Below are 26604 nucleotides of genomic sequence, written 5' to 3' on the forward strand. Positions count from 1 at the left end.
ATGAAATCATATCAGATTAAAGTAATTTTAAAAAATTCCAAGCCACCAGTATGGAGACGCTGTTTGATTCCGGCCGGGATCACGTTTGCACAGCTTGCGCTGATTCTGCAGAAAATTATAGAAACGCAATGGACACCGAATTATGAATATGAGTTCTATCATTCAGGTGTCCGCGTGCACGAATGGATGGAGGAGGAGTCGCATCTTACGGCGTACTATTATGGATATATGTGTGCTTCAGATACATTTATCGATACTCTGGTGGAACAAGATACCTGGTTTACTTTTCGTCCCGGAGATAGAAGTCAGTACAGAGTTGAGATTGAAAAAAGGTTGCCGGATAAGTGTTCATGGCCGTCCGTCATAAAACAGAAAGATTCCACAGAGTTTCGGGAATGGTCAACTATGAACGATGTAAATGAAAAATTGAAAAAGTACTTTCCTATCACCTATGGAGCAGCAGATTACAGAAGCTATGAAGATCTGAGGAGGGAGCTGATCAGATGGAAATATGGGTTTACTGGTACTGAAAATCCGATTGACAGGACAGGCAGGCAGAAGAAATCGTCTGAATCTATTCTGCAGGAAATAGCAGACAGTATCATGCAGCTTCATAAGAAGAAAAAGGAAGAGGAAAAATCAAGGCAGCCAGATATCAAAGAGTTTCTTCTCGGGACAACGAAAAAGGAGCTGCTTGAAATAGCAGATGACTTGGGACTTTCATGTTATAAATCCTTAAATAAAAGCGAGCTGTCAGAGAAAATCAGAGATGAAATATTGAAACCAGATGTTATGGCAAGACGAATGATGCTACTTAGCGACTCTGAAATTCAGGCGTTTGAGCAGGCGCTTTCAAAAGAAAATGGATTTTTCCCAGGTTTTTCAGAAATGGAGAAATTAGAGAAGCTATATGATCTTATGTATGTGATGTTCTATTGTGATGATTATGTAGAAGTTCCCAGAGAAGCAGCGAGAGTATATGAGTTGATCAATACGCCGGAATATCAGGAAAAACGCCGGGGAACATATTGGACGTATCACTGTCTGTTGATGACTGAAATGATATATATATGTGCGCCTGTAAATGTTGTCTGTAAAATGCTGGAGAAATGCCTGAAACACAAAGTTGGAAGGAATGAGTTTGAAGAGTTTTTTTTCAATATACCGCGGGAAGTACAGCGTTATGTATTGAAACATAACCGTATTATTCCTGAAGAAGTTTTTAGAGATGACTTATATTTGGACATTGAAAAAGCCCAGGGTAAAAAAGAATTTTATATTCCCGGAGCCGAAGAAGTTTGGGAATATACAGAAAATGGATACCCTGTTTCAGATCCCTACTATTGCCGTCTGAAGCAAGTCTTAATCCGGGAACTGGAGATTGATTCGGATGATATGGAATCTCTTATGGCGGTGATATGGAATAAGATCAGCATGGGAGAAAGTTTGTCAGATATTATGGAAATTTTCGATGAAGAAGAAATGACATTTCGGACAGAAGAGTCTGTGAAAGAATTTGTTTCTATTATGGCGGATGTAAATAATCATACAAGAATGCCCATCAATAGAGGATGGACACCTGACGAAATGATAAAACGTATGCCAAGGCGACTGCATGAAGGACAGCGTACGAAGATTGTGCCTATGAGCAGCAGCGCCGCAGAAATTCTTGAAAGCGAAGCGGAAAGAGTAAAGGAGATGGGACTGGATATTGATCTGGAATCCAATGCAGATGAGATTACGACTGTGTCTATGCCGGAAGGACCAGGAGGAAAAACTGTACTTGGGAAGAAAAAAATATATCCCAATGATCCATGTCCATGTGGGAGCGGAAAGAAATATAAGAAATGTTGTGGAAGAAAGAGTAAGCCATGATGACGTATTCCGAAACGTGAGGAACGTGATCTATAGTAAGTAAAATACAGACGTGACGTAAATCAAAGTATTTAAAAAATTATAGATATTTACATTCGTTTCTACGAATTGTAGATATCTATTTTTTTATGAGGAAATTTCGTTCCTTGTTAATCAAAAGTCCCGCCAGCGGCGCTCTTGGTTCTATAAAAACAGTTCTCGCGAAAAAAACATTTCCTTTTATGGAGGGCCGGAAGATGCAGCCGGTTTTCTCTAATAAAAGTCTTTGACTGTGCGTTGCGTGCAGTTATAGGCTAGAAAAGGAAGGTAGGAATGTTATGAAACTGCGGGAAATTTGTGAAACACTGGATATATCCAGAAGAGCCCTGCAAGGGTATGAAAAGGCCGGATTGGTCTCTGCAACAGGTCGGAATAAATATGGGCATTTACTCTATGATGAAACTGCAAAATTAAGAATTGAAAAAATAAAGTTTTATCAACAGCTGGGATTTTCGCTTAAAGAGATTTCATCCCTTATTGATGCGCCCAATATCGTAGTAAAAGAAGCTCTCGAAAAGCAGGTGGAAAAACTAAAAAACGAAAGGACAGAAAAAGATAAATTAATTGAAAAAGCAAATCAAATGATCGCTGCACTGGTAAATGAAAATAATCATAAATAAAGGAGAGGGAACGAATGAAAGACAGGAAAAAAGCAACTATAACGGTAATCTTAGCGGGTGTTGTATTAATCATTGCAGGAATAGTGATTTACACATGTTACCACAGGTGGAATGATGCAACGTGTACAGAACCGAGAACTTGCAGTATTTGTGGAAAAACAGAAGGAGAACCATTGGGACATAAATGGAACAGCGCTACATGTGTAAAGCCGCAGATTTGTAAAGTATGCAAGGAGACAAAAGGAAAAGCATTAGGGCATGATCCGGAAACATGGTTGACGGTAACGGAACCCACATGTACTGCGGAAGGAGAAAAAGAAGCAACTTGTAAGAGGTGCGGTGAAAATCTCACAGAAAAGATACCGATGACAGATCATACACCGGGGGAGTGGACGGTAGTAAAAGATTATAAAGTAAATCGCGATGGTACAGTAACACCTGGAACCCAGTCGGTGTGCTGTTCTGTATGCAAAAAGGAATTGGAGACAAAGGAATACACCATAGAATTAACCAACAGCCAAAAGAATGCAGTTATTCGGGCATATGAAGAAGAAAATTTCTGGCATGTATCGCGCGATTATTTGATTTACGATGTATTGGTAGGGTTTGATTATTTCAGTGTGGAAGATGCCACATTTGCCGTTGACCATATGGAAGTGGATTTCGATGAACAGGCAGTACTATTTGTAAAAGAAAATTCTTCGGGACAGTCCAGAGGCGGGATCGTGGAGATGATGCGCTATTATGGATACACAGAAGAACAGATTAATAATGCACTTGAACAGGCTGGATTTTAGGCATATGACTTGAGGTAGAGGCTGTAGATGAGGAGTTTATTTAAAAACGGAGGCAATGTTTGATGAATGAGAAACAAAAGAGTAACAGATTGATTTCCTATCTGAAAAAAGAACATCTTTTAGGAAAAGTCTTAGCAGGATTATTGATTCTGGCGGCGATTGTGGCTGTAATTATTGGAATAAAGAAAGTTGCATTTTCAGAAAATCAGACTACGAAAATCGGTTTTGAAAATATTGGGGAACTGGCAACACAATCCTCTTACTGTACACAAGTGAATGTTACAGATTCTTCAAAGAAACTCTTTGGTGCCAGCATTCCATTTACAAATAGTAAATACATATACAGTTATGGGATTACTATTAAAGCCGGATATGACTTTAACGAGATAGACTGGAACGAGAAGGGGAATATTATTGAAGTTAAGCTGCCGGAGGTAAAAATATTAAGTTCCGAAATTGATCAGGATTCCTTCAAAGTATATCATGAAGATGAGAGTGTATTTAATCAGGTTACTTTGGAAGAGAATAACGAGGCGCTTACTAAACTGAAGGAGCAGGCACAGACGGATGCTATAGAAAGCGGTTTGTTTGAAAACGCCCGTGATAATGCGGAAACAATACTTACAAGTTTTTTTGGAAATGTATATGACTTGAATGAGTATGAAATTGTTTTTAAAGATAAATAGAATAGCTTTCCATAGGAGGGGGCCGGGGTGACACGATAAGTAGTGGGAATGACTTGCAAATCTCCTGCATACATTGTAAAAACGATGAATGCAGGGGATTTTTATGAAAGAATATATTGAAGAAAGGGCGGTAGAAATCGCATGTTATATCATTGAACATAAGGCGACCGTGCGCCAGGCAGCCGGGAAATTCGGAGTTAGTAAATCAACTATACATAAAGACGTAACAGAGCGTCTGATCCAAATCAATCCATCTCTGGCAATGCAGGCCCGCAAGGTGCTGGACATGAATAAATCCGAACGCCATATACGGGGAGGACTTGCTACCCGGGAAAAATATAAGGGAAAACATTTGCATTGTTGACTTGAAAGGTGTAAATTTACCCGATATAATTTAAGAAGAAAGCAGGGTACTTGTTGACTGGAGCAGGCTTCAGGGAGGAAGATAGAATATGGATGCAAAAGAAAAAGAGATACTGATGGATGCCGGAATCGATGTAGACGGCGGAATAGAGCGCTGTATGGGGAATGAGGCGCTGTATAAGAAGCTTATAAAACGCATCTGGCAGGATACCAATTATCAGGAGGTTCTGTCAGGAATGGAAGCAGGCAGCATGGATCAGGTGCTGAAGGCAGCGCATACTTTAAAAGGAATCAGCGGAAATTTAGGATTTACCCGGTTATATGAAATAACAGAAGAGATCGTAAAGCAGATCCGGGAAGAACATTATGAGGAAATAGGAGATAAAATAGCGGAGCTGACAGAAAACTATGAGAAAGTAATGTCCGCTCTTGATAAGACAGGCAACCATTAAGATAAAATTATAATAATATGGAAAAGGAAATCATGCGCTGCAGGCTTTGAAGAAAATCTGCAGCGCAAGTTATTGTATTCCCGGAGACATTGGGATATGATAGACGTTGTGAGAATACAAAGGAGGAAAAATATGCGTTATCCGATCAATAACGAATGGTACTTTACAGAACATTATAGAGGAAGCCTTAATAGTATGCCGTCCGAAAGACTGGAGGAATTGGAAAAAATAAGAGTTCCCCATACTGTGAAACATCTGCCGGCCCGCTACTTAGATGAGAAAGAGTATCAGATGATCAGCGGCTATGTAAAGGAATTGAATATTCCGGCGGAATGGTCGGGGAAATCGGTTGTCCTGGTTATGGAAGGAGCCGCACATCAGGCAGAGCTGTACTGCAATGGGCAGAGTGTAGGTATTCATAGCTGCGGATATACTGCGTTCAAAGCAGACTTGTCTTCCTTTTTGAAATATGGCGCTGTCAACCGGATCGTGGTGAGACTGGACAGCAGGGAGAGCTTGGATATTCCGCCTTTTGGATATGTGATCGACTACCTTACATATGGAGGAATTTACCGGCCGGTCTATCTGGATGTCAGGGAAAAGATTCATTTTAAAGATGTCTTTGTACAGGCTGACGATAAGAAACATGCCAGAATACAGGTGGAAGCGGAAGTGACAGACAATTGCACGATCCGCGCGTGGGTCATGAATAGTCAGGGCGAGATTTTCGCAAGGATGGAAGAACAGAAATTCCAGGAAAATTTCCATATGCATGTGCCCCGGGCCGGGCTGTGGGATACAGAACATCCCCAGCTTTATATCCTTCATCTGGAAATTTTGAAATACGGGCAGGTGATGGACAGTGAAGAGGTGCGCTTTGGATTCCGCAGTATTGAAATGAAAACAGATGGGTGTTATCTCAACGGCAGCAGGATCGAAATAAGAGGATTAAACAGACACCAGAGCTGGCCTTATTTCGGATATGCTGCGCCCAGGAGAGCCCAGAGGCTGGATGCGGAAATTTTAAAATATGAACTTGGGTGTAATGCGGTGCGTACAAGTCACTACCCTCAGAGCCATGATTTTATAGACCGCTGCGACGAACTTGGCCTTTTGGTTTTTACAGAGATACCGGGCTGGCAGCATATCGGTGGGATTCAGTGGAAAACCCAGGCAGTTAAAAATACAGAAGAAATGGTCCGTCAGTACAGAAATCATCCCAGTATTTTTATGTGGGGCGTCCGGATCAATGAAAGCCAGGATGATGATGCGTTTTACCAGGAGACAAACGAAACGGCCCACCGTCTGGATCCTACCAGGCCGACGGGCGGAGTCCGTGCGATAAAAAACAGTCATTTGCTGGAAGATGTCTACACCTACAATGATTTTGTGCATAATGGGAAAAATCAGGGCTGCGAACCAAGGAATGCAGTGACCGAAAATGCAGAGAAAGCCTACTTGATTTCCGAATTTAACGGGCATATGTTTCCAACAAAAAGCTGGGACAGTGAGGCCCATCGGAGGGAACATGCGATCCGTCATGCCAGAGTTCTGAATGCAGCGGCAGCAGGAGAAAATATCAGCGGCTGCTTTGGATGGTGTATGTTTGATTATAATACACATAAGGAGTTTGGAAGCGGAGACAGGATCTGTTATCACGGCGTACTGGATATGTTCCGGAATCCCAAACTGGCGGCTGCTGTGTACGCATCCCAGCAGGATGCCAAGCCTGTACTGGAGATAAGCAGCACGATGAATATCGGAGAACAGCCGGGCGGCTATATAGGCGGAGTTGTTGTGCTGACAAATGGAGACAGCGTGCGCCTGTACAAAAATAATGAGCTGATCAGGCAGTATTTCCCGGCGCCGTCCTATGGGCATCTTATGCATCCGCCGATAGTGATCACAGATTTTGTGGGAGAGAGCCTGGAGAAGAAGGAAGGCTTCGATGAGAAAACCGCTGACCTTATAAAACAATGGCTGAAGTGGAAAGAAAGTAATCCTAAAGACCCATTTCCTTTTAAGATGAGGATGGCATATGCGCGCCTTAAGTGGTTTAAAGGGATCGGAGAAAAGAAGATGCAGGAGCTGTTTGACAAATACATGGGAGGATGGGGAGACGAAACGACTGTCTGGCGTTTTGAGGCTATTCAGGGAGACAGAGTGATAAAAACAGTGACGGTTTCTCCGGCAGAAAAGCTTCATCTGGAAATAAAGGCAGATATGAAAATCTTTGACGGAGCAGACATTTGCCAGATGTATGAAGACGAGACGTGGGATATGGTTACTCTGCGGATCCGTGCCCTGGATCAGAATGAAAATCTGGCGCCTTACTGCAATGATGTGCTCCACTTCGAAGCAGAAGGGGCAGTCTGTATCAACGGTCCTTCCAGTATAGCGATGGAGGGCGGCATGGCCGGATGTTATGTATGTACAAAAGGAGAGGAAGGCGAAGGAAAGCTGCATATATATCGCGGAGAACAGAAAGTGGAAACGAGAATTTTCCAGGTAAAATTATGTAAGAGGGAGGAAGAACATCCATAAAGAAAGGATGGAAAGATAAATGAGGGGAAACCTAAGTACAGATAAGAAAAATTATTTATTTGACAATAAAGCGCTGGCAGCTTTGATCATTCCGCTGATCGTGGAGCAGCTGCTCGCTGTTTTGGTGGGAATGGCGGACAGTATTATGGTGGCAAGCGTCGGAGAAGCGGCTGTATCCGGCGTATCATTGGTGGACAACATTATGGTCCTTTTGATCAACGCTTTTTCTGCTCTTGCAACAGGCGGCGCGGTCGTGGCAGGTCAGTATCTTGGACAGGGTAGCAAAAAAGGAGCCTGCAAATCTGCTACACAGCTCGTCTGGTTTATTACGATATGCGCCCTTGTCATTACCATATTGATCTATGTGTTTAAATATTGGATCCTGCACGGCGTTTTCGGACGGATTGAACCGGATGTGATGAATCATGCCAATACTTATCTTATGATCGTGACGGCGTCTATTCCATTTATTGCACTTTATAACGGGGGCGCCGCTATTTTCCGGACAATGGGAAATTCCGAAATTTCCATGCGGGTATCTATTGTAATGAATATAATCAACGTCTCCGGAAATGCCATATTGATCTACGGATTCCACAGAGGAACAGAAGGCGTAGCCATCCCTACATTAGTTTCCAGAATTACAGCGGCGGTACTGATCATTGTACTTTTGTGTAATCAGAAACGATCTGTGTGCATTGAGCCGACATGGCGGTATCATGCCGACTGGTCTATGATCCGTAAAATTCTGAATATCGGTGTGCCGAACGGGCTGGAGAACAGTATGTTCCAGCTTGGAAAAATTATTGTTCTAAGTCTCGTATCCACATTCGGTACATATGCCATTGCGGCCAATGCGGTGGCTAATGCAGTGGCTCTCTTCCAGATTCTTCCGGGAATGGCGATTTCCCTTGCAATCACAACAGTCATTGCAAGATGTGTGGGAGCAGGGGACTATGCACAGGTCAAATATTACACAAAAAAACTGATTGCAGTGACCTATGTATGCGTGTGGATCATCAATGGGCTGATCTTCCTCTTGATGTCGCTTATTTTAAAGGCCTATCAGCTCTCTGATGTGACAGCTGGGGCAGCAAGACAGATCATGATTTTTCACGCTGTTTCCTGTATGCTTGTGTGGCCGGTCGCATTCAGCCTTCCGGCAACTTTCCGGGCAGCCGGAGATGCAAAGATGTGTATGATCATCTCTGTAATTTCCATGTGGATCTTCCGGATCATTTTCAGTTATATTTTGGGAAAATATGTGGGAATGGGCGTGCTCGGCGTATGGGTTGCCATGGTCATTGACTGGATCGTAAGAGCGATCTGTTTTGTAATACGCTACTTTAGCGGAAGGTGGAAACACCAGGCTCTGGCCGGATAGGAATACCTGAAAAAGAATTAGGAATTTTGATTGCCAATATAAGGAGGCTACATTATAATAGAACTAACGTATCGGCATATCCGAGGATATGCCGGTCAACATGTGAGGAAACATAAGGAGGAACACAGGTGAAAAGAGAATTAGTTATTGTATTGGACTTTGGTGGTCAGTACAATCAGCTCGTGGCAAGACGTGTCCGCGAGAGCAACGTGTACTGTGAAATTTACTCTTACAAAACTGATATTGAGACCATTAAAAAGATGAATCCAAAAGGAATTATTTTAACTGGCGGCCCTAACAGCTGCTATCTGGAGGATTCACCGACATACAGCCGCGAACTGTTTGAAATGGGCATTCCGGTTCTTGGACTTTGCTATGGAGCACAGCTTATGATGCATGTGCTGGGTGGAAAAGTAGAACGTGCGTCTGTCCGCGAATATGGAAAAACTGAGGTAATGGTGGATAAAACGTCCCCATTATTTGAAAACGTATCTGAAAAAACAATCTGCTGGATGAGCCATTTTGACTATATTTCAAAAATCGCTCCGGGATTCCGCATTACAGCACATACAGCAGACTGCCCGGTGGCAGCAGCAGAAAATGCAGAACAAAAGCTGTACGCAATACAGTTCCATCCGGAAGTACTTCATACGCAGGAAGGAACAAAAATGCTCTATAATTTCGTGAGGGGTGTCTGCGGATGCTCAGGAGACTGGAGAATGGATTCCTTTGTGGAGACATCTATCCAGGCGATCCGCGAAAAAGTAGGAGACGGAAAAGTATTGTGCGCGCTGTCCGGCGGCGTAGACTCTTCCGTGGCAGCAGTTATGCTCTCCAAAGCCATTGGAAATCAGCTGACATGTGTTTTTGTAGATCATGGTCTTCTCCGTAAAAACGAAGGAGATGAAGTAGAGGCAGTGTTTGGCCCTGACGGACCTTATGACCTGAACTTTATCCGCGTTAATGCCCAGGAGCGTTTCTACAGCAAGCTGGCAGGCGTGGAAGAGCCGGAAAAGAAGAGAAAAATCATCGGAGAAGAATTTATCCGTGTATTTGAAGAAGAAGCAAAGAAGATCGGGGCAGTCGATTTCCTTGTACAGGGAACGATTTACCCGGACGTTGTGGAAAGCGGACTTGGCGGAGAATCTGCCGTCATCAAATCCCATCACAACGTGGGGGGACTTCCTGACTATGTAGATTTTAAAGAAATCATAGAGCCCTTGCGCGACCTGTTCAAAGACGAAGTCCGCAAAGCAGGTCTTGAAATGGGCATTCCGGAATACCTTGTATTCCGTCAGCCATTCCCGGGACCGGGACTTGGAATCCGGATCATCGGTGAAGTAACTGCAGAAAAGGTACGTATGGTACAGGATGCAGATGCGATCTACCGGGAAGAAATCGCAAACGCAGGTCTCGACCGCAGCATCGGCCAGTATTTTGCAGGTCTTACGAATATGCGCAGCGTCGGCGTTATGGGAGATGAGAGAACCTATGACTATGCGGTAGCGCTTAGAGCTGTTAACACAGTAGACTTTATGACTGCAGAGGCAGCGGAGATTCCGTTTGAAGTGCTCAATAAGGTGATGAGCCGGATTATTAACGAAGTGCGGGGGGTCAATAGGGTTATGTATGATCTGACCAGTAAACCGCCGGGAACGATAGAGTTCGAGTGATGAAATGGACTTTGAGAACCCGGTATTTATGCGGGTTGCAAGCAAATTTGTTTAGGAACTGGCAACGATTTGGCAACATTTTCAACATCACGCACTAAATAATTACATCATTAGCATAAGAAAACCTTGCTGATTTTCAGATATGGAAACTGAATATCGGCAAGGTCTTTTTATGCTTATTTCTGCTTTTTCTTTTTAGCTGTTTTCTTTTCTTCTTTTTCGATTTTCTGAAATTCTTCCATAAGCATATCACTGACCGCCTGTGAGGGGACTTTCGCCCAATGCTTTGAGGTGTCCAGTTCTGGGTACTTGTACCGCCACTGGTCGTATTCTTCTCTGCTTATTTCGCCCTGTTCCAACTTGGCGGCTTGCTCCTGCCATGCGTGGAACATATCGAACATGGACGTATAAGTGGAATAGTCGGACTTATCAAGGCGCAGGCAGATTTCTCCGTCAATCTCCCCGATTTTCAGCCCGTACATATCTTCCAACGCAAAGAGCGTGTGCATAAGCCCAATAAAGGTATCAATATCCGGCACGGTGAGGGCGTGGGTGCTTACATCAAAGATATTCGCCATTTCTTTTACAAGGTCGTGCTTTGGTGTCCTTGCTTCGGTTTCATACTGTGCCATGCGGACATCAGAGGTCTTTCCGAGAAAGCCGAGGATTTCGCCTAGCTGTTTCTGTGTCATGCCTTTTCGGTTGCGGAAAAAGCGGATACGTTTGCCGATTGCCATAATAAAACCTCCGTTATAGTGATAGTGGTACAGCCTTGCATGACTGCACTTAAACAAATCTGTTGAAGTTAGTATAACATGGTGCAATAGGAATAGCAAGAATAACTTAAATAAAAAAAGTTAATATTTTCTTGAAAACCACTTGACTTAACGGAATTTATTTAGTATTCTATATGCAACACTTAAACAAAAACAGTTAAACATTGAAAGGAGAGGATATCTGAATGACAGAAAAATCTTTTATGACAGTGGAGGAAGTGGCAACGGAACTGCGTGTGTCAAAGTCAAAAGCCTATCAGATTGTAAGGGAACTGAACGCAGAAATGCAGAAACAGGGCTATCTGACGGTGGCAGGGCGTGTGAACGCTACATTTTTTCATAAAAAAGTATGTTATCAGCAAAGCATATAGGGATTTTATAAGGCATCAAAAGACGATGCCTAACAAAATCCATTCTATATGCGGAAGGGAGATGATGAAATGGCTGTATACAAGGACAACGCTACGGGGACGTGGCGGGTTATCTACCGCTTTACCAACTGGAAAGGGGAGAGGAAACAGACACAAAAAAGGGGATTTGCAACCAAAAGGGAAGCGCAGGCGTGGGAGCATGAAGCCATGTTAAAGCAGGGCGCAAAACTGGATATGACGTTCGGCAGTTTCTTTGAAGTGTACGAAGCCGACAAGAAGCAGCGCGTCAAGGAAAGCACTTGGGAGTCCAAAAGCCATGTGATACGGACAAAGATTTTACCGTACTTTGAAAACCGCAAAATCGCAGAGATTGAAGCAAAGGACGTGATTGCGTGGCAGAATGAGTTGATGGCATACCGGGACGAGAAAGGCAAGCCCTATTCCGCAGATTATTTGAGGACAATTCACGCACAACTTACGGCAATATTCAACCATGCGGTAAATTTCTATAATCTTCCCTACAATCCGGCAAGGCGGGCGGGGACGATTGGGAGTGAAGCCGTCAAGGAAATGGACTTTTGGACGAAAGAGGAATATCTGAAATTCTCCGAAGCCATGATGGATAAGCCCCGTTCCTATTATGCGTTTGAAATGCTCTACTGGTGCGGTATGCGTTCCGGCGAACTGCTTGCGCTCACGCCTGCTGATATTGATTTTGAGAAGCAGACAGTCACAATCAGCAAGACTTTCCACCGTTCCAAAGGGCGGGACATTATCACAAGCCCTAAGACGAAAAAGAGCAACCGCACAATCAAAATGCCGCCGTTTCTCTGTGAGGAAATGCAGGAGTACATCAAAATGCTTTATGACATCAAGCCGGACGAGCGTTTATTTACGGTTACAAAATCCTACCTCAATCACGAAATGGAGCGAGGGGCGAAGCAGGCAGGCGTTAAGAAAATCCGTGTCCACGATATTCGCCATAGTGCGGTTTCGCTGTTAATCAACATGGGATTTTCGGTACTGGCGATTGGGGAGCGCATGGGGCATGAAGCAGAGAAAATCACTTACCGTTACGCCCACCTGTTCCCTACGGTGCAGACGGAAATGGCGGAGAAATTGGAAATGGAGAGAATGACAAAGGAGGACTAAGAACATGGAAAAATCACTGGATTACAAGGGAAGATGGCGCAATCATACGGTGGCGTTCCGGGTATCTGATGAAGAAGCAAGGCTGTTGAATGATTTGGTGGCATTGTCGGGACTGACAAAGCAGGATTACATCACAAGGCGGCTCTTATGCCAGGACGTTGTGGTGCAGGGCAATCCGAGGGTGTATAAAGCATTGAAAAATCAGATGACGGCAATCCATGAGGAATTGAAACGTATGGAAAGCATAAGCTCGGATAATGACGAACTGCTCTACACGTTACAGGTAATCGCAATCACATTAGACGGATTGAAAGGGGAAGATGAATGACAGAAAAAAAGAAATCGACTGCTCCTGTATCATCTGTTGGCGCAGATGGGGAACAGCCGAAAACAAAAAATCACACTGAAATTATAGCAAATGAAATAGCACAAATCAATCTGCAAGCCACAAATTGCCCGGAGAAATCCGGGCAGGGCGGCGGGCTTCAAACGGTTTCCATGACAGAACTGTATGATACGGTTTACCCGCCGAGAACGCCTGTTGTGGACGGCTTCCTGTATGGCGGCACTTACCTCTTTGTGGGTGCGCCGAAAGTGGGGAAATCGTTCTTCATGGGACAGCTTGCCTACCATGTGGCAATGGGGCTTCCGCTGTGGAATTATCCCGTCCGAAAAGGGACGGTATTATACCTTGCACTGGAAGATGATTATGCAAGGCTTCAGCGGCGGCTGTCCGTCATGTTCGGCGTGGAGTGTGCGGACAATTTATTTTTTGCAACGCAGGCAAAGACATTGAACGAGGGACTGGACGGGGAGTTAGAGGGCTTCATCAAAGAGCATAAGGACGCAAGGCTGATTATCATTGACACGCTCCAAAAGGTGCGTGAGGTCGGCGGGGACAGATACAGCTATTCCAGTGACTATGAGATTGTGACAAAGTTAAAATCATTCAGCGATAAATACGGTGTCTGCCTGTTGGTGGTTCATCATACCCGCAAGTTGGAGTCCGAGGACAGCTTCGATATGATTTCCGGCACAAACGGGCTTCTCGGTGCGGCAGACGGGGCGTTTATCATGCACAAGAAAAAGCGCACGGACAACACGGCGGTCATGGATATTGTGGGGCGTGACCAGCCCGATCAAGAACTGACGATAGAGTTTGACCGGGAACAATGTATTTGGAAATTTCAGAAAGCGGAAACGGAATTGTGGAAACAGCCGCCCAATCCATTACTTGAAGCAATCAACGAATTTCTGACAGAGGAGATGCAGGAGTGGGAGGGGACTGCAACGGAACTTCTGAAACAGTTGCCGGATATGCAGTTGTCGGCGAATGTGCTTTCTCGGAAATTAAATGTAGTCAACAGCCAGTTGCTTAATGAGTATGGCATTTTCTACGACAATAAGCGGGGGCATGAGAGAAAAATCATTCTGAAACGGCTAGAGCAAAAATCGTAAAGTGCGACGATATGCGTCGGTTGCGACGGTATTTTTGATAGCGGGGCGGTATAGAAAATATCGACGCTATCGACGCAAACCGACGCATGGGGGAGCAGTAAAGCGGCGAAAAGCCGTCCACCGTCCGCAGGACGGAAAGCCCCCGGCAGGGCGCAAAGGCACTTTTGATAGAGCGTAGCCTGTCGAAAGTGCTTTTGCGTTACTTTCGGGAAAGTAACAAAGCCGAAGCGAAGAAACTTCGCTTTGCGCCTTAGTCGGCGCAGTAAAATCAGTATATAGAATGTGGAGGATATGCCTATTGGAAAGAACGATTAGCGGTATGATGGGGAAAGGTTCAGTCAATCACAATACAAGAGCCTTTACAGCTAAAAATGTAGATAAGGAACGTAGCCGGGATAACGTGGAATTTTGCCACTCGGATATAAAAGAAGTTTACCACAATCTTTTTGATGATGCACTGGAACGCTACAACGCAAAGCAGAAACGGAGTGACCGAAAGATTGACGATTACTATGAGAAGATACGCCGGGGAAAGCAGGAGAAATTATTTTATGAGGTAATCTTCCAAATCGGCAACAAGGACGATATGAACGTACAGAGCAATGAGGGACAGTTGGCGAAAGAAATTTTATGTGAGTTTATGGAGCAGTTTCAGAAAAGAAATCCGAACTTATATGTTTTTTCAAGTCACTTGCACATGGACGAACAGACACCGCATATTCACATTGATTTTGTTCCTTTTATCCGTAACAGTAAGCGTGGACTTGATACGAGAGTTTCCCTCAAAGGCGCACTGTCAGAGCAGGGCTTTAAAGGCGGCACAAGGGGAATGACGGAATGGAATGAATGGATTGAAGTGGAGAAGCAGGAACTTTCAAAAGTCATGGGGCGGCATGGCGTACAGTGGAAACAGTTAGGCACACATAACAAGCATTTGTCCGTACTCGATTTTGAGAAGCAGGAACGGCAAAAAGAGGTTGCAGAACTGGAACAGACAATCTTCGGCAGTAAAGAGGAATTATCCGATATTCTTCATCAGCAGATAGCGGCAGGACAGGAAACGGAACAGATACGGAAAGAGGGTGAAGCAATCCGACAGGAAGTATCTGAACTTACCGCAACAAATCATCTGTTGAAAGAGCAGACGGAAACGCTGACTGGGGATAAAGAAAAGCTGTTATCCGAAAATGAAAAATTGGAGAAACAGCAGAAAAAGTTACAGCAGGAACTTAACAAAATGGTACAGTCAAAAGAAGTCATGGAGAGAAATATACACGCCTATGACGAAGATGTGAAATGGCAGTTGGCAGAGCCGGGGGCATTGATGAGCGCAAAGGCATACCGGGATAAAAAGGCTTTACCGATTGTGGAGAAATTGAAAGAAGTGGTAAAAAATCTGACTATCAAATGCGTACAGCTTGCAGAACAAAGCAAGAAGCTGACCGTCAAAGTGGACGGACAACAGAAACAGATTAGTCGATTGACGGATAAGGTCATGGAGCAGAGCGACACCATAGACCGATTGCAGGAGAAAGCGTCTGATTTTGGGCGTTTGGAGCGTCATTTCGGCAGGGAACAAGTGCAGTCGATAGTGGAACGGTCTAAGGTATTAGAACAGGCAGAAAAGGCAAATAAACGCCCAAAACGTGCCTTTGAAATGAGCCGATAGGAAAGGGGGATTGGTAGATATGACCGATATGGAAAAGAAAGTTATGATACGGCTGTGTGCTAAAATTGTGGCAGATACAGACCTTTATGAAACAGACAAGGAAGTGCAAAATCTGATAGACTGGGTATGTTTGTCGGAGCAGATAAAGGAAAACAATAATACAATCCGTAATCTGACCGGGGAATATAAAAAGATAGAGCCGGATTGTCGGGAGGGAGTGCGGGCGCAGTTGGAACGCATGAAAGAACTGTGCAAAGAGCGCAATAATCTGTATGAGAAGCAGAATGACTTGAAAGGGCAGAAGTGGAAGATTGAGAAATCCTTGGAACGATAAGAAATGTGGGGCGTGGCGGTTGCTATGCCCTATATTTTTGTGGAAAATAAAAGAAACAGGTGATATAATCAAAATGTTAAATGATAAATTGCAGAAAGGGAGAATTAAAAGAATGTTAGACCGGAATTGTTGGAGGCTATTATGAAACTTACTAACAAACAACCATTATTCATTGTCACCGGGGCTTCCTGTGTTGGAAAATCAACGCTTTGTAATGAAATGTTGATTAACGAAAAAGAGTATATTGTAATGGAAAGTGACTTATTGTGGAATGACATCTACAATACACCAGAGGATGATTATTTCGAGTATAATCGTTTATGGTTAAGGGTATGCGGCAATATCGCACAAGCTGGAAAACCTGTTGTGCTATGTGGCTGCAGAGTGCCCAAACAACTTGAAAATTTACCGGAAAGAGAATTGTTTACCCATACTTATTATCTTGCCGTTGTCTGTGATGATGTTGTTTTGGTTGAAAGAATGCGTAAAGGACGCGGGGTAAGTGATGATGAGTGGATTAGAAACTCTATGGATTTTAATAAATGGCTGAAGCAACAGGCAAGCGAAAATGCTCCATATCCTATAACATTACTGGATACTTCTGACATTTCGCCTATACAGGCAGCCTTAAGGGTTAATAATTGGGTTATGGAAAAAATCCTATGATTGATTTATGGAGAATGGGGGAAAGAAAAATGCAGGAAGCAAAAGTATTCACTAAAAACAACATATTTCAAAAATTCGAGGTGCTGAAAACAAATCGAAATAAACGTTACAGATACCATGAATTTTTTGTTGAAGGTGTCCGCAGCCTTAACGAGGCAGTGAGGAATAACTGGAAAATCAAATCATTTGTTTATGATAAAAACAATCTTTCCGATTGGGCGAAGGATATGATAAATAAGGTAAATACAGACATGAATTATTGTCTGACGCCGGAGCTTATGAAAGAATTGAGTGGAAAAGAGGACACTTCAGAGTTGATGGCGGTAATCGAAATGCGGGAGGATGAACTTGAGCAGGTCACGCTTTCCGAGAAGCCTTTTATTGTCTTATTTGACCGCCCTTCAAACAGGGGAAATCTTGGCACTATGATACGATCTTGTGATGCGCTTGGGGTGGACATGCTCATCATCACGGGTCATGCGGTAGATTTATATGATACGGACGTGGTGGTCTCGGCCATGGGGTCGTTTTTTAAACTGCCTGTTATCAGAATTTCCGATAACAAGGCATTATTTGAATATATTGATAAATTGAAAAAAAGATATACTGATTTTACTACAATAGGAACTACGGCTCATAATGAAGATCCTGTTTACTCCATAAATCTGACTTCTCCGCTTATGTTGATGATGGGAAATGAAACCATGGGATTAAACAAAACGCTAAAGGAGTATTGTGATTTGCTCTGTACGATACCGATGTCCGAGAACTCATACGCCACATCATTTAATGTAAGCTGCGCCGCTTCGATACTGATGTATGAAATAACAAGGCAGAGAGGAATAAAAATCAAAGGGACTCTTTAGAAGCTATCATGTTACATCTGCTCCATAGCTCGTCTTTATAAGCAAATGCGTTCTTGATTAATTAGTGGCAGAATGCGTTATTAAGACTTTATAATTAAAATGGCGGGGAGTGACAAGTTGACTGTTTATGATATATACATACATGGTGCTAGCACCATGTAATAAGGTGATTAAGGAAAAATTTTGCTTTTGGTGCGTGTGCAAAATTTCAAAAAATGGATTGCTAATTTGTAGGGATTTGCTATAATAAATGCGTGGCAACATTTTGGCAACAGAAAATCAGCAAGCCATAATAAATGATGTAATTGATGTAAAAATGGGCGTGTATTTGCATAAAACTTAAACAAATATAGTTAAAAACAACAAAGAACACGCCGAGTTCGAATAGTAAACAGGGAGCCGGGAGACCGCATAAACACTGGGTTTCCCGGCTTATCATATGCTCCGTGGTACTATTTTGGAACTAAAATTGCAATGAGTAAAAATGAATAAAGAGATAGAAATGTGCAGAAAGCCGTTTGTTCTTTTAACTGAGAGCAGGCGGCTTTTTGGCGTTCTATAAATATATGGCTGCCTGCCAAAAGAGAAAGAGAGGAATTATTTATGAAAAAAATGAGAAAATCCGCTAGTAATGTGAACAATGCTGTTAATCTGATCTCCGGAGCCTATACCTTGCCCCTGATCGACAAACTGTTTTCCAACAGCCAGAGGATTGAGAATATGGATGATGTTTATTTCGCCATAACTGCATTGGTGGATACAGACAGAATCAGCGAGGCGTTCCATATGATAAGAGGATTGTTTGGAATTTCCGGTATGGAATATCCGCAGGAGATTGCACAGTTGGAAAAATCGGAAGAACTGCAGGAATCTTTTGTGTCGGAATTTATTTTTGATTTTTATGATGTGATAGAGGATAAGAGGATAGAAACAGAAGAACAGGAAATTCCCGTTTAAAATGCGGGAATATTACATAGACATATCACTTTTAAAGGTTGAGACAACGTGTTTATCTAAAAGTTTTAATGAGAACATGTTTCATGATTATGGAAGTAGTATATTGCTTGATGAAAAGAGATAATCTATAATAGTTTCAATACAAAAGTTAGAACGAGTATTTAATATTATTTTACTGAGGGTAAAGATATAAAAATTGGTGTTGTAGAATATATCAGACTAATTATTTATGCAAAGTTAATTTGGACTCGAATATATTATATATTTATAAATGAAGAAAGGATACTAAAATGATTTTTGTTAGTTACTCATGGATAAACGAAAAGCCAGATAAGAAGGTCCTTCAATTGGTTGCAAAAATGAGAGAAAACGGATATGAGGCGGAATGTGATGTGATGAAGATTCAAGAACATGCTTCTATTAATTTTGTTGAAATGATGACTAGAAATTTGCAGGAAGCGGAAAAAGTGATTGTAGTTTTATCTGAATCATATAAAAAGAAAGCAGATTCCTTTGTCGGTGGTGTTGGAGCAGAATACCGTTATATTATTAGTCATATATCGGAAGAAACACAAAAATATATTTTGGTATCATTTGATAGAAATTTGGCGAAAGTACAACCGAATTTTTTAAGTCAGCGCCAAGTGATTTTTTTGGATAATGATAGTGGTTTTGAACAACTATTGTATAAGTTAAATGATATAGGAGAATATTCATTCCCTAAAGTTAATCCGAATAAAACAGTGCCACCAATTCAACAAATTAGTTCAAAAGAATACAAAAATAAAGAGAGTAATTTATTCACAGGCAATAGATATAATTTATTTGTATCAGCAGATAAAAATGCTTGGGAAGGAGATTCATATTTATTAGAGAGGGAGAGATGTTTAACATCATATACTCCTCAGGAAATCAAAGAGTTGTATGATGGATTCGGAGAGAAGCAAATTGAGGAAATAGAGTCATATCCTTGTATTTTTGCTTATGAGGATCAGATAAAGAAAGATGCATATATAGGCTATATTAAAGATATAATAGTTAGAAGTAGAGCTATAAAGTTTTACTTTCAAAAACAAGGTGTATTAACATTTGATGATTTGCACAAGTATGCATTTGAATTTGATATAGAACTTTCAGGAGGTATTACAGAACTAATGCATACACATTGGACTATAAAAAATGTTAATTTAGGAGAAGAGATTAGAAAAAGAGATATTTTAGTGATACCGTATAACGTTAGTGATTCTCATAAAGAAATTGTGCCATCAAATTCAATAGAACTATTGAAGATATTACTTTTAGAAGATAATCCAGTAGATTATATGGGAAAACTTTTCAAAATAGCAGATGATAAGATGGATAGCAGATTGCGAGCTATGCTGCGTGATCTAAGAGAAAAGGGGTACTTAACATCATATTGGGCAGATAATGTACCGTATAAAATTACATTTAATGAAAGTGCATATTTATTACAAAGTAAGTAGATGTCAAAAACAGATTGCATTAAGGAATTACATAATCAATGAGTAGACTAATGTTTTAAGAAGCAATAATAGATCTGGACATAGAACAGAGAGACAGAACTATTTATACATAGCCGGAAGGTTTTCAATGAACGAAAATCCTCCGGCTTTTTTCATGCCCATTTTTATACATAGCCATTTCCTCACACGGGAAGATGGCTATTAAATTTTTAGGAAAGGAGGGAACCGTGATGGTAAATTGCAAAGTAATTGCGATTGCCAACCAGAAAGGCGGAACGGGGAAAACCACTACAACCGTCAACTTAGGAATCGGGCTTGCCAGAGAAGGGAAGAAGGTTCTTCTGGTGGACGCTGATCCACAGGGCGATCTGACAACCTCACTAGGATGGCCAGAGCAGGATAACCTTTCTGTGACACTTGCCACACAGTTAGAGGGGATTGTGGCTGACCGGGAAATGGATAGCCACGCCGGAATTTTACACCATGAGGAAGGCGTTGATCTGATCCCGTCCAATATTGAACTGGCAGGATTGGAAGTTATGCTTGTCAATGCCATGAGCCGGGAACTTACTTTGAAAAATTATTTGAATGAAGTGAAAAGCGGGTATGACTATGTGTTGATTGACTGTATGCCAAGTTTAGGTATGCTTACGATCAATGCACTTGCGGCGTCTGATAGTGTGATTGTTCCGGTGCAGGCCCAGTATCTTCCGGCAAAGGGAATGACACAGCTAATGAAAACAATCGGGAAGGTGCAAAGGCAGATTAATCCGGCGCTGAAGGTGGACGGTGTACTTTTGACACTTGCAGATATGCGGACAAATCTGGCCCGTGTGACCGCAGAAAGTATCCGTCAGAATTATGGGAGAATGGTTAAGGTTTACCAGACTGTCATTCCAGTTGGCGTGAAAGCAGCGGAAACAAGTGCCGCAGGACAGAGCATTTACCGCTATGACAAAAACAGTACGGTGGCAAAAGCCTATGCGTCATTTACAAAGGAGGTGATACGGGATGGCGAAAGGCAGAGAAATAAAATTGCCCCTTCCCGCAGCCGCTGATCTGTTTAGCACACAGGAGGAACGTGACGAGGCAAAGCGGGAGTTTATAGCAGACATTCCTCTGGAAGAGATCAGCGACTTTCCCGATCATCCGTACAAAGTAAAGCAAGATGAAAGTATGTTGGAACTGGCAGCAAGTATCCGGGAGAAAGGTGTGGTCAATCCTGCTCTGGTGCGCCCGAAACCGGAAGGCGGTTATGAAATGGTGGCAGGACACCGTAGAAAATTCGCTAGTGAGCTTGCCGGGAAAACGGTCATGCCCTGTATTGTGCGAAATCTGACAGATGATGAAGCCACAATTATCATGGTGGACTCTAACCTGCAAAGGGAGAAAGTCTTACCGTCAGAAAAAGCCTTTGCTTATAAAATGAAGTTGGAGGCCATGAACAGACAAGCAGGACGCCCTAGTAAAAATATGACACCAGTGGTGTCAAATTCTTTTGGAGTAAGAACAAATGAGGTTCTGGCAAAAGAAGTGGGCGAAAGCAGAGAGACAATCCGCCGCTATATCCGTCTTACCGAACTTATCACACCTATTCTGGATATGGTGGATGAGGGAAAGATTGCCATGCGCCCGGCAGTAGAACTGTCTTACCTGCCGAAAGAGCAACAGCAGGTGCTTTTGGACACAATGGAGCAGGAAGACTGTACTCCAAGCCATGCACAGGCGATTAAAATGCGGAAATTTGCGGAGGCGGGAAAGCTGAATGAGGACGTGATCCTGTCGATCATGACCGAAGAGAAACCGAACCAGGTGGAGCAGTTTAAAATCCCGAAAAAGAGGATTGACAAATATTTTTCTCCGGGAACCACGCCAAAGCAAATGGAAGAGACGATCATTAAGGCACTGGAACTGTACCGCAGACGGGAGAGAGGACGGGAAAGATAAGAGGACACCTGGGGGAAAGTGGGTTCCTTTGGTGTTTTCCTTTTTCCGGGTTTTCCGGTTTCCCCTCCCCACACCCTACCCCTTCCGGATTACCAGCAGTTTACCAGCCGAAAAGAAGAATAAGGAGCCGGTGGCTATCCACATTCCACCGGATCAGTACCCAGCCCTGCCAGCAAGCAGGGATTTTTTTATGTGGGCCGAAAGGCTCGGAAATGGAGGAGAATGAAGTGAAGAAAATCAAACAGTTATTCAGGAAAGGAGTCGCATTGGCACTGGCGGCGGTCACGACACTGTCCGTCCTTCCGGCGGCCACGGTATCGGCTGCGTCCCAGCGGGCAACGATCACATTCGCTTACTGCTATGACGGGAACGGGAATACCATCCGTTATCAGCAGACGGCGTCTCATAACGGAATTACGTTCAGCCATGCGGGGGAGGCCAGAACCCGGATCTATGCAGACGGGGATAATGCCTACTGTATCGAGCCGGGAATCTCCCTGCATACCGGGAACACGCTGGAGAAGGACGCTTCTGTTGTGTGGAACAACTTAGGAAAGGCAAAACAGGACGCTGTGAATTTGGCGCTTCTGTATGGCGCACAGGGAAGTATGGGCAGCATGTCCGGTACAGAGGATGAAAAAGTCCTTGCCACACAGATGGTCATCTGGGAGATTGTGACCGGGTGCAGGAATGCGTCTGCGCCTTATGCCCAGACAGACGCCAAATTTTATAACAGCCTTTGCGTAGGCGGGGTGAACAGCGGGATAGCGGCGGCCTATCAGCAGATTATTTCCGGCATGGTCAGCCACGGGACTATCCCCAGCTTTGCGTCCGGAAGTACAGACAGCACTCCCCAGGAACTGAAATGGGACGGCAAACAGTATGTATTGAAACTGACAGACAGCAACGGCGTTCTGTCAAAATTCAATTTCACATCATCCAACAGTGATGTGAAAGTCAGCAAATCCGGAAATACACTGACCATCACGTCCAGCAAAGCGATTGCCGGGAACGTGCAGTTATCCGCAACCAAGAAGATCCCTACCGTGAGCAGCAGCGCCAAGCTGATTGCTTACGGAGATCCGTCTTTGCAGGATATTGTCACAGGTGTGGAGAATACCGCAGCCGTGAAAGCATATCTGAATGTGAAAATCCCTTATGGGCACATCCAGATCGTGAAAACTTCCGAGGACGGCGTGGTGGCCGGATTGAAATTCCAGATCACTGGCAACGGGATTGACCAGACTGTTACCACCGGGGAGGATGGAACGATCAAGGTGGAGAACCTTCAGCCGGGAACCTACACGGTAACGGAGCTGACGGAGAACCGGTATGAACCGCAGAAAGCGCAGACGGTGGAGGTCAAAGGCGGGGAAATCGCTGCGGTGGATTTTTCCAATATCCTCAAGCGTGGAGATTTGAAAGTGACCAAAACTTCCGAGGACGGTCTGGTGGAAGGCATGAAGTTCCATCTCTACGGAACTTCTCTTTCCGGTATTCCGGTGGATGAATATGCGGTTACGGACAGTACAGGTGTTGCCACGTTTTCTGATATTCTGATCTCCGGCGATACGCCTTATACGTTGGAAGAAGTGGAGACCGCAGACCGCTATGTGGTCCCGGCGGCCCAGAGCGTGACCATCAACTGGAACGAAGTGACCAATGCCACGGTTCATAACGTACTGAAGAAATTCCGGGTAACCGTCACAAAGACAGACCGGGAGACAGGAATCCCGCAGGGAGACGCTACGCTGGCAGGAGCAGTGTATGGGATCTATGACGGGGAAACTCTGATCGATACCTATACCACGGACAGCAACGGCAGCTTTACCACGAAATATTATGTATGTGGAGACAACTGGACAATCCGGGAGATCAGCCCGTCCGAAGGGTATCTGTTGGACGATACTTCCTACCATGTGGGAGCGGAGGCTGTTCTGTATACGGTAGAACTGAACGATACTTCCAATGATGTGACGGAACAGGTCATCAAGGGAAGAATCTCTATCATCAAGCATACCGATGACGGAAGTACGCAGATTGAGACACCGGAGGAAGGCGCAGAGTTCCAGGTGTATTTAAAGAGCGCAGGCAGCTATGACAGCGCAAAGGACAGCGAGCGGGATACGCTGGTGTGTGATGAGAATGGATATGCCGAGACGAAAGACCTGCCTTATGGCATTTATACGGTACACCAGACAAAAGGCTGGGAAGGCCGGGAGATGATCGGAGACTTTGATGTGTATATCAGCAGTGACGGAGAAGTTTACCGCTACCTCATTAACAACCGCCTGTTTGAATCCTATATCAAAGTAGTCAAGAAAGACGCAGAAACTGGAAACACCATCCCTCTTGCGGGAGCCGGGTTCCAGATCTATGACGAAGCCGGAAACCTTGTGACCATGCAGTATACCTATCCGGAGGTAACGGAACTGGATACTTTCTATACCGGAAGTGACGGTTATCTGATTACGCCGGAGGTTCTGCCTTATGGAAATTACACATTGGTAGAGGTACAGGCTCCTTACGGGTATGTACTGGACAGTACGCCGGTTCCATTCACAGTATCTGAGGAACAGTCCGGGGAGGACAGCGGAGTGACCGTGATCACGGTGGAAAAAGAGGATATGCCGCAGAAAGGTAAGATCCTTGTGACAAAAACCGGCGAGGAGTTTTCCTCTGTGCAGGTGTCCGAAGACGGTGTGGCAGACAAAGACGGGAACCTTGCGGAAGGCGAGAACCTTTATACACCTGTTTACGCAGTAACCGGGCAGGCCGGGGCGGTATATGAAGTAATCGCCGCCGGGGACATTGTGACGCCGGACGGAACTGTGCGGGCAAACGCCGGGGATGTAGTGGATACCATTACCACAGATGAGGAAGGCAAGGCAGAGACAAAAGAACTGTATCTGGGGAAATACCAGATCGTGGAAAAGACAGCGCCGGAAGGTCTGGTGCTGAATACAGAAACCCATGAGGTGGAGCTGACGTATGCCGGACAGGAAGCATCTGTTACGGAGGCGGACACTGCTTTCTATAATGAGCGTCAGAAAGTGACGGTTGACCTTACAAAGACACTGGAGCAGGAGGAGATCTTTGGGATCGGAAGTGAGGGAGAGATCCAGAACGTGGCCTTTGGCCTGTATGCCGCAGAGGATCTGACAGCAGCGGACGGTTCTGTGATCCCGGCGGACGGTCTGATCGAGATCGTGTTCTGCAGTACAGAGGGAACCGCCGCATTTCAGACGGATCTGCCTTTTGGCAAGTATTATGTGAAAGAAGCTGCCACTGACCAGCATTACCTTCTGTCAGAGGAAACCTATCCTGTGGACTTTACCTACCAGGGACAGGATACCGCTGTTGTCCATATTTCCGCAAATGAGGGAAATGCCATTGAAAATGAGCTGATCCGGGGAAAGATTTCCGGACGAAAAGTAGACACAGACGGGGAGGCACTGGAGGGCGCAATGATTGGCCTGTTTTCCGCAGGTGCAGAAGAATTTACGGAAGATACTGCCTTAATGGTAACTACTTCTGATGAGGACGGAGCCTTTGCCTTTGAGGATGTACCTTTTGGCAGGTGGATCGTCCGGGAGATTGCAAGCCCGGAAGGTTATGTGCTGAATGAGGCGCTCCACTATGTATCGGTTACGGAAGATGAGGAAGTGATCGAGGTGGAGCTGATCAATAAACTGATTGAGGGCAGTGTCCGTCTGACAAAAGTGGACGCAGAATATCCGGCGAACAAGCTGACGGGTGCTGTATTTGAGTTGTATGCGGATACGGACAAAGACCAGAAACTGACGGACAAAGATGAACTTGTGGGAGAAATCCCGGAAATCTCAGAAGGCATTTATCAGACGGACGGCCTGCTCTACGGAGGATATTTCGTGAAAGAAAAGACCGCTCCGGAAAGTTTCAAGTTGGATAAGAACGCCTATTATTTTGAGATCAGCGAGGACGGAAAGATCGTTGATGTGGAAAATGAGGCAGGCGTAGGCTTTATCAATCAGCCGATTACCGGGAAACTGGAACTGACCAAGACTGACGTTGCGGATGGGAAACCTCTTCCAAACGCCGGGTTCCGAATCAAAGACGAGGACGGCAATATCGTTGCTACCGGTGTGACGGATGAGAACGGAATTGCAGTCTTTACTCTGCGGTATGGAAAATACACCTATCAGGAATACAATGCTCCGGAAGGCTATGAGATCGATGAATCTGAATACGCTTTTGAGATCAAGGAGGACGGTCAGATCGTAAAGGCCGCTATGACCAATGAAAAAATCCCGGAAGAAGTGATCACGACACCGAAGACCGGGGATGACAGCAGGCCGGGCCTGTGGATAGCCTTATCCGCTCTGTCCGGTGCGGGAGCGGCAGCTTTTGGTATTCTGACAGCAATGAAAATGAGAAAAAAGAAAGGGGAAGATGAGGTATGAGCGCAAAGATGTGGATCACAGTCCTCTTAGTGGCGTTTATCGCAGGAGC

At 44.2% G+C, this 26604-nt stretch carries 23 protein-coding genes; 22 read left to right on the plus strand and 1 reads right to left on the minus strand.

Annotated elements, in window-relative coordinates:
• The 9 genes from R2J37_RS03080 (at position 1) to guaA (ending at position 10433) form a co-directional block, all read left to right on the plus strand.
• Positions 1–1875, plus strand: coding sequence for an IS1096 element passenger TnpR family protein (locus R2J37_RS03080; protein ID WP_316266201.1), 1875 nt, complete (start codon positions 1–3; stop codon positions 1873–1875).
• A 317-nt stretch (positions 1876–2192) separates the two neighbouring features.
• A complete protein-coding gene (locus tag R2J37_RS03085; protein WP_230107119.1) occupies positions 2193–2534 on the plus strand; it encodes a MerR family transcriptional regulator in 342 nt (113 codons plus the stop codon).
• Positions 2535–2548: 14 nt separating this feature from the next.
• The gene (locus R2J37_RS03090; RefSeq protein WP_316266202.1) at positions 2549–3331 is read left to right on the plus strand and encodes a hypothetical protein; all 783 of its coding nucleotides are present in this window, start codon (positions 2549–2551) and stop codon (positions 3329–3331) included.
• A 62-nt stretch (positions 3332–3393) separates the two neighbouring features.
• On the plus strand, positions 3394–4017 hold the full coding sequence (locus tag R2J37_RS03095; RefSeq protein ID WP_256194227.1) for a DUF4230 domain-containing protein: 624 nt from the start codon (positions 3394–3396) through the stop codon (positions 4015–4017).
• A 103-nt stretch (positions 4018–4120) separates the two neighbouring features.
• Positions 4121–4381, plus strand: coding sequence for a sporulation transcriptional regulator SpoIIID (spoIIID, locus tag R2J37_RS03100; protein ID WP_230107116.1), 261 nt, complete (start codon positions 4121–4123; stop codon positions 4379–4381).
• 88 nt (positions 4382–4469) lie between these two features.
• Positions 4470–4832 carry an Hpt domain-containing protein gene (locus R2J37_RS03105; RefSeq protein ID WP_230107115.1) on the plus strand — a complete coding sequence of 121 codons (363 nt, stop codon included), beginning with the start codon at positions 4470–4472 and terminating at the stop codon, positions 4830–4832.
• A 132-nt stretch (positions 4833–4964) separates the two neighbouring features.
• Entirely contained in the window at positions 4965–7376 is a 2412-nt protein-coding gene (locus R2J37_RS03110) for a glycoside hydrolase family 2 protein (RefSeq protein WP_316266203.1), read from the plus strand.
• A 19-nt stretch (positions 7377–7395) separates the two neighbouring features.
• Entirely contained in the window at positions 7396–8760 is a 1365-nt protein-coding gene (locus tag R2J37_RS03115) for an MATE family efflux transporter (RefSeq protein ID WP_316266204.1), read from the plus strand.
• A 128-nt stretch (positions 8761–8888) separates the two neighbouring features.
• The gene (guaA, locus tag R2J37_RS03120) at positions 8889–10433 is read left to right on the plus strand and encodes a glutamine-hydrolyzing GMP synthase (protein ID WP_230107112.1); all 1545 of its coding nucleotides are present in this window, start codon (positions 8889–8891) and stop codon (positions 10431–10433) included.
• A 176-nt stretch (positions 10434–10609) separates the two neighbouring features.
• On the opposite strand, the gene R2J37_RS03125 is transcribed toward guaA, so the two are convergent.
• On the minus strand, positions 10610–11170 hold the full coding sequence (locus tag R2J37_RS03125) for a helix-turn-helix domain-containing protein (RefSeq protein ID WP_316266205.1): 561 nt from the start codon (positions 11168–11170) through the stop codon (positions 10610–10612).
• A 224-nt stretch (positions 11171–11394) separates the two neighbouring features.
• Here R2J37_RS03125 and R2J37_RS03130 point away from each other — a divergent pair, with 224 nt between their 5' ends.
• The 13 genes from R2J37_RS03130 (at position 11395) to R2J37_RS03190 (ending at position 26555) form a co-directional block, all read left to right on the plus strand.
• Complete coding sequence (locus R2J37_RS03130) at positions 11395–11580, plus strand: helix-turn-helix domain-containing protein (protein ID WP_316266206.1); 186 nt, start codon at positions 11395–11397, stop codon at positions 11578–11580.
• A gap of 69 nt (positions 11581–11649) precedes the next feature.
• Complete coding sequence (locus R2J37_RS03135) at positions 11650–12732, plus strand: site-specific integrase (RefSeq protein ID WP_016302463.1); 1083 nt, start codon at positions 11650–11652, stop codon at positions 12730–12732.
• Positions 12733–12736: 4 nt separating this feature from the next.
• A complete protein-coding gene (locus tag R2J37_RS03140) occupies positions 12737–13060 on the plus strand; it encodes a plasmid mobilization protein (protein WP_316266207.1) in 324 nt (107 codons plus the stop codon).
• Positions 13057–14190 (plus strand): AAA family ATPase, encoded by a 1134-nt coding sequence (locus R2J37_RS03145; RefSeq protein ID WP_316266208.1) that lies wholly within the window; start codon positions 13057–13059, stop codon positions 14188–14190. Before R2J37_RS03140 ends, R2J37_RS03145 begins: the two co-directional genes overlap by 4 nt.
• Before the next feature lie 319 nt (positions 14191–14509).
• Complete coding sequence (locus tag R2J37_RS03150; protein ID WP_316266975.1) at positions 14510–15859, plus strand: plasmid recombination protein; 1350 nt, start codon at positions 14510–14512, stop codon at positions 15857–15859.
• A 19-nt stretch (positions 15860–15878) separates the two neighbouring features.
• Complete coding sequence (locus R2J37_RS03155) at positions 15879–16193, plus strand: hypothetical protein (RefSeq protein WP_173829266.1); 315 nt, start codon at positions 15879–15881, stop codon at positions 16191–16193.
• 141 nt (positions 16194–16334) lie between these two features.
• Positions 16335–16859: a DEAD/DEAH box helicase family protein gene (locus R2J37_RS03160; RefSeq protein WP_083262859.1), complete on the plus strand. Its 525-nt coding sequence runs from the start codon at positions 16335–16337 to the stop codon at positions 16857–16859.
• Positions 16856–17725 carry a TrmH family RNA methyltransferase gene (locus R2J37_RS03165; protein ID WP_083262860.1) on the plus strand — a complete coding sequence of 290 codons (870 nt, stop codon included), beginning with the start codon at positions 16856–16858 and terminating at the stop codon, positions 17723–17725. The genes R2J37_RS03160 and R2J37_RS03165 overlap by 4 nt, the downstream gene beginning before the upstream one ends.
• Positions 17726–18328: 603 nt before the next feature.
• A complete protein-coding gene (locus R2J37_RS03170) occupies positions 18329–18682 on the plus strand; it encodes a hypothetical protein (protein ID WP_076779364.1) in 354 nt (117 codons plus the stop codon).
• Positions 18683–18972: 290 nt separating this feature from the next.
• Positions 18973–20166: a toll/interleukin-1 receptor domain-containing protein gene (locus R2J37_RS03175; RefSeq protein ID WP_316266209.1), complete on the plus strand. Its 1194-nt coding sequence runs from the start codon at positions 18973–18975 to the stop codon at positions 20164–20166.
• Between the two features lie 230 nt (positions 20167–20396).
• Entirely contained in the window at positions 20397–21224 is an 828-nt protein-coding gene (locus R2J37_RS03180) for a ParA family protein (RefSeq protein ID WP_316266210.1), read from the plus strand.
• Positions 21178–22113, plus strand: a complete 936-nt coding sequence (locus R2J37_RS03185) for a ParB/RepB/Spo0J family partition protein (protein ID WP_316266211.1) — start codon at positions 21178–21180, stop codon at positions 22111–22113. The genes R2J37_RS03180 and R2J37_RS03185 overlap by 47 nt, the downstream gene beginning before the upstream one ends.
• A 227-nt stretch (positions 22114–22340) precedes the next feature.
• On the plus strand, positions 22341–26555 hold the full coding sequence (locus R2J37_RS03190) for a SpaA isopeptide-forming pilin-related protein (protein WP_316266212.1): 4215 nt from the start codon (positions 22341–22343) through the stop codon (positions 26553–26555).
• Positions 26556–26604: the final 49 nt, after the last annotated feature.

It is taken from the genome of Claveliimonas bilis, from assembly GCF_030296775.1.
GTDB classification, from domain to species: domain Bacteria; phylum Bacillota; class Clostridia; order Lachnospirales; family Lachnospiraceae; genus Claveliimonas; species Claveliimonas bilis.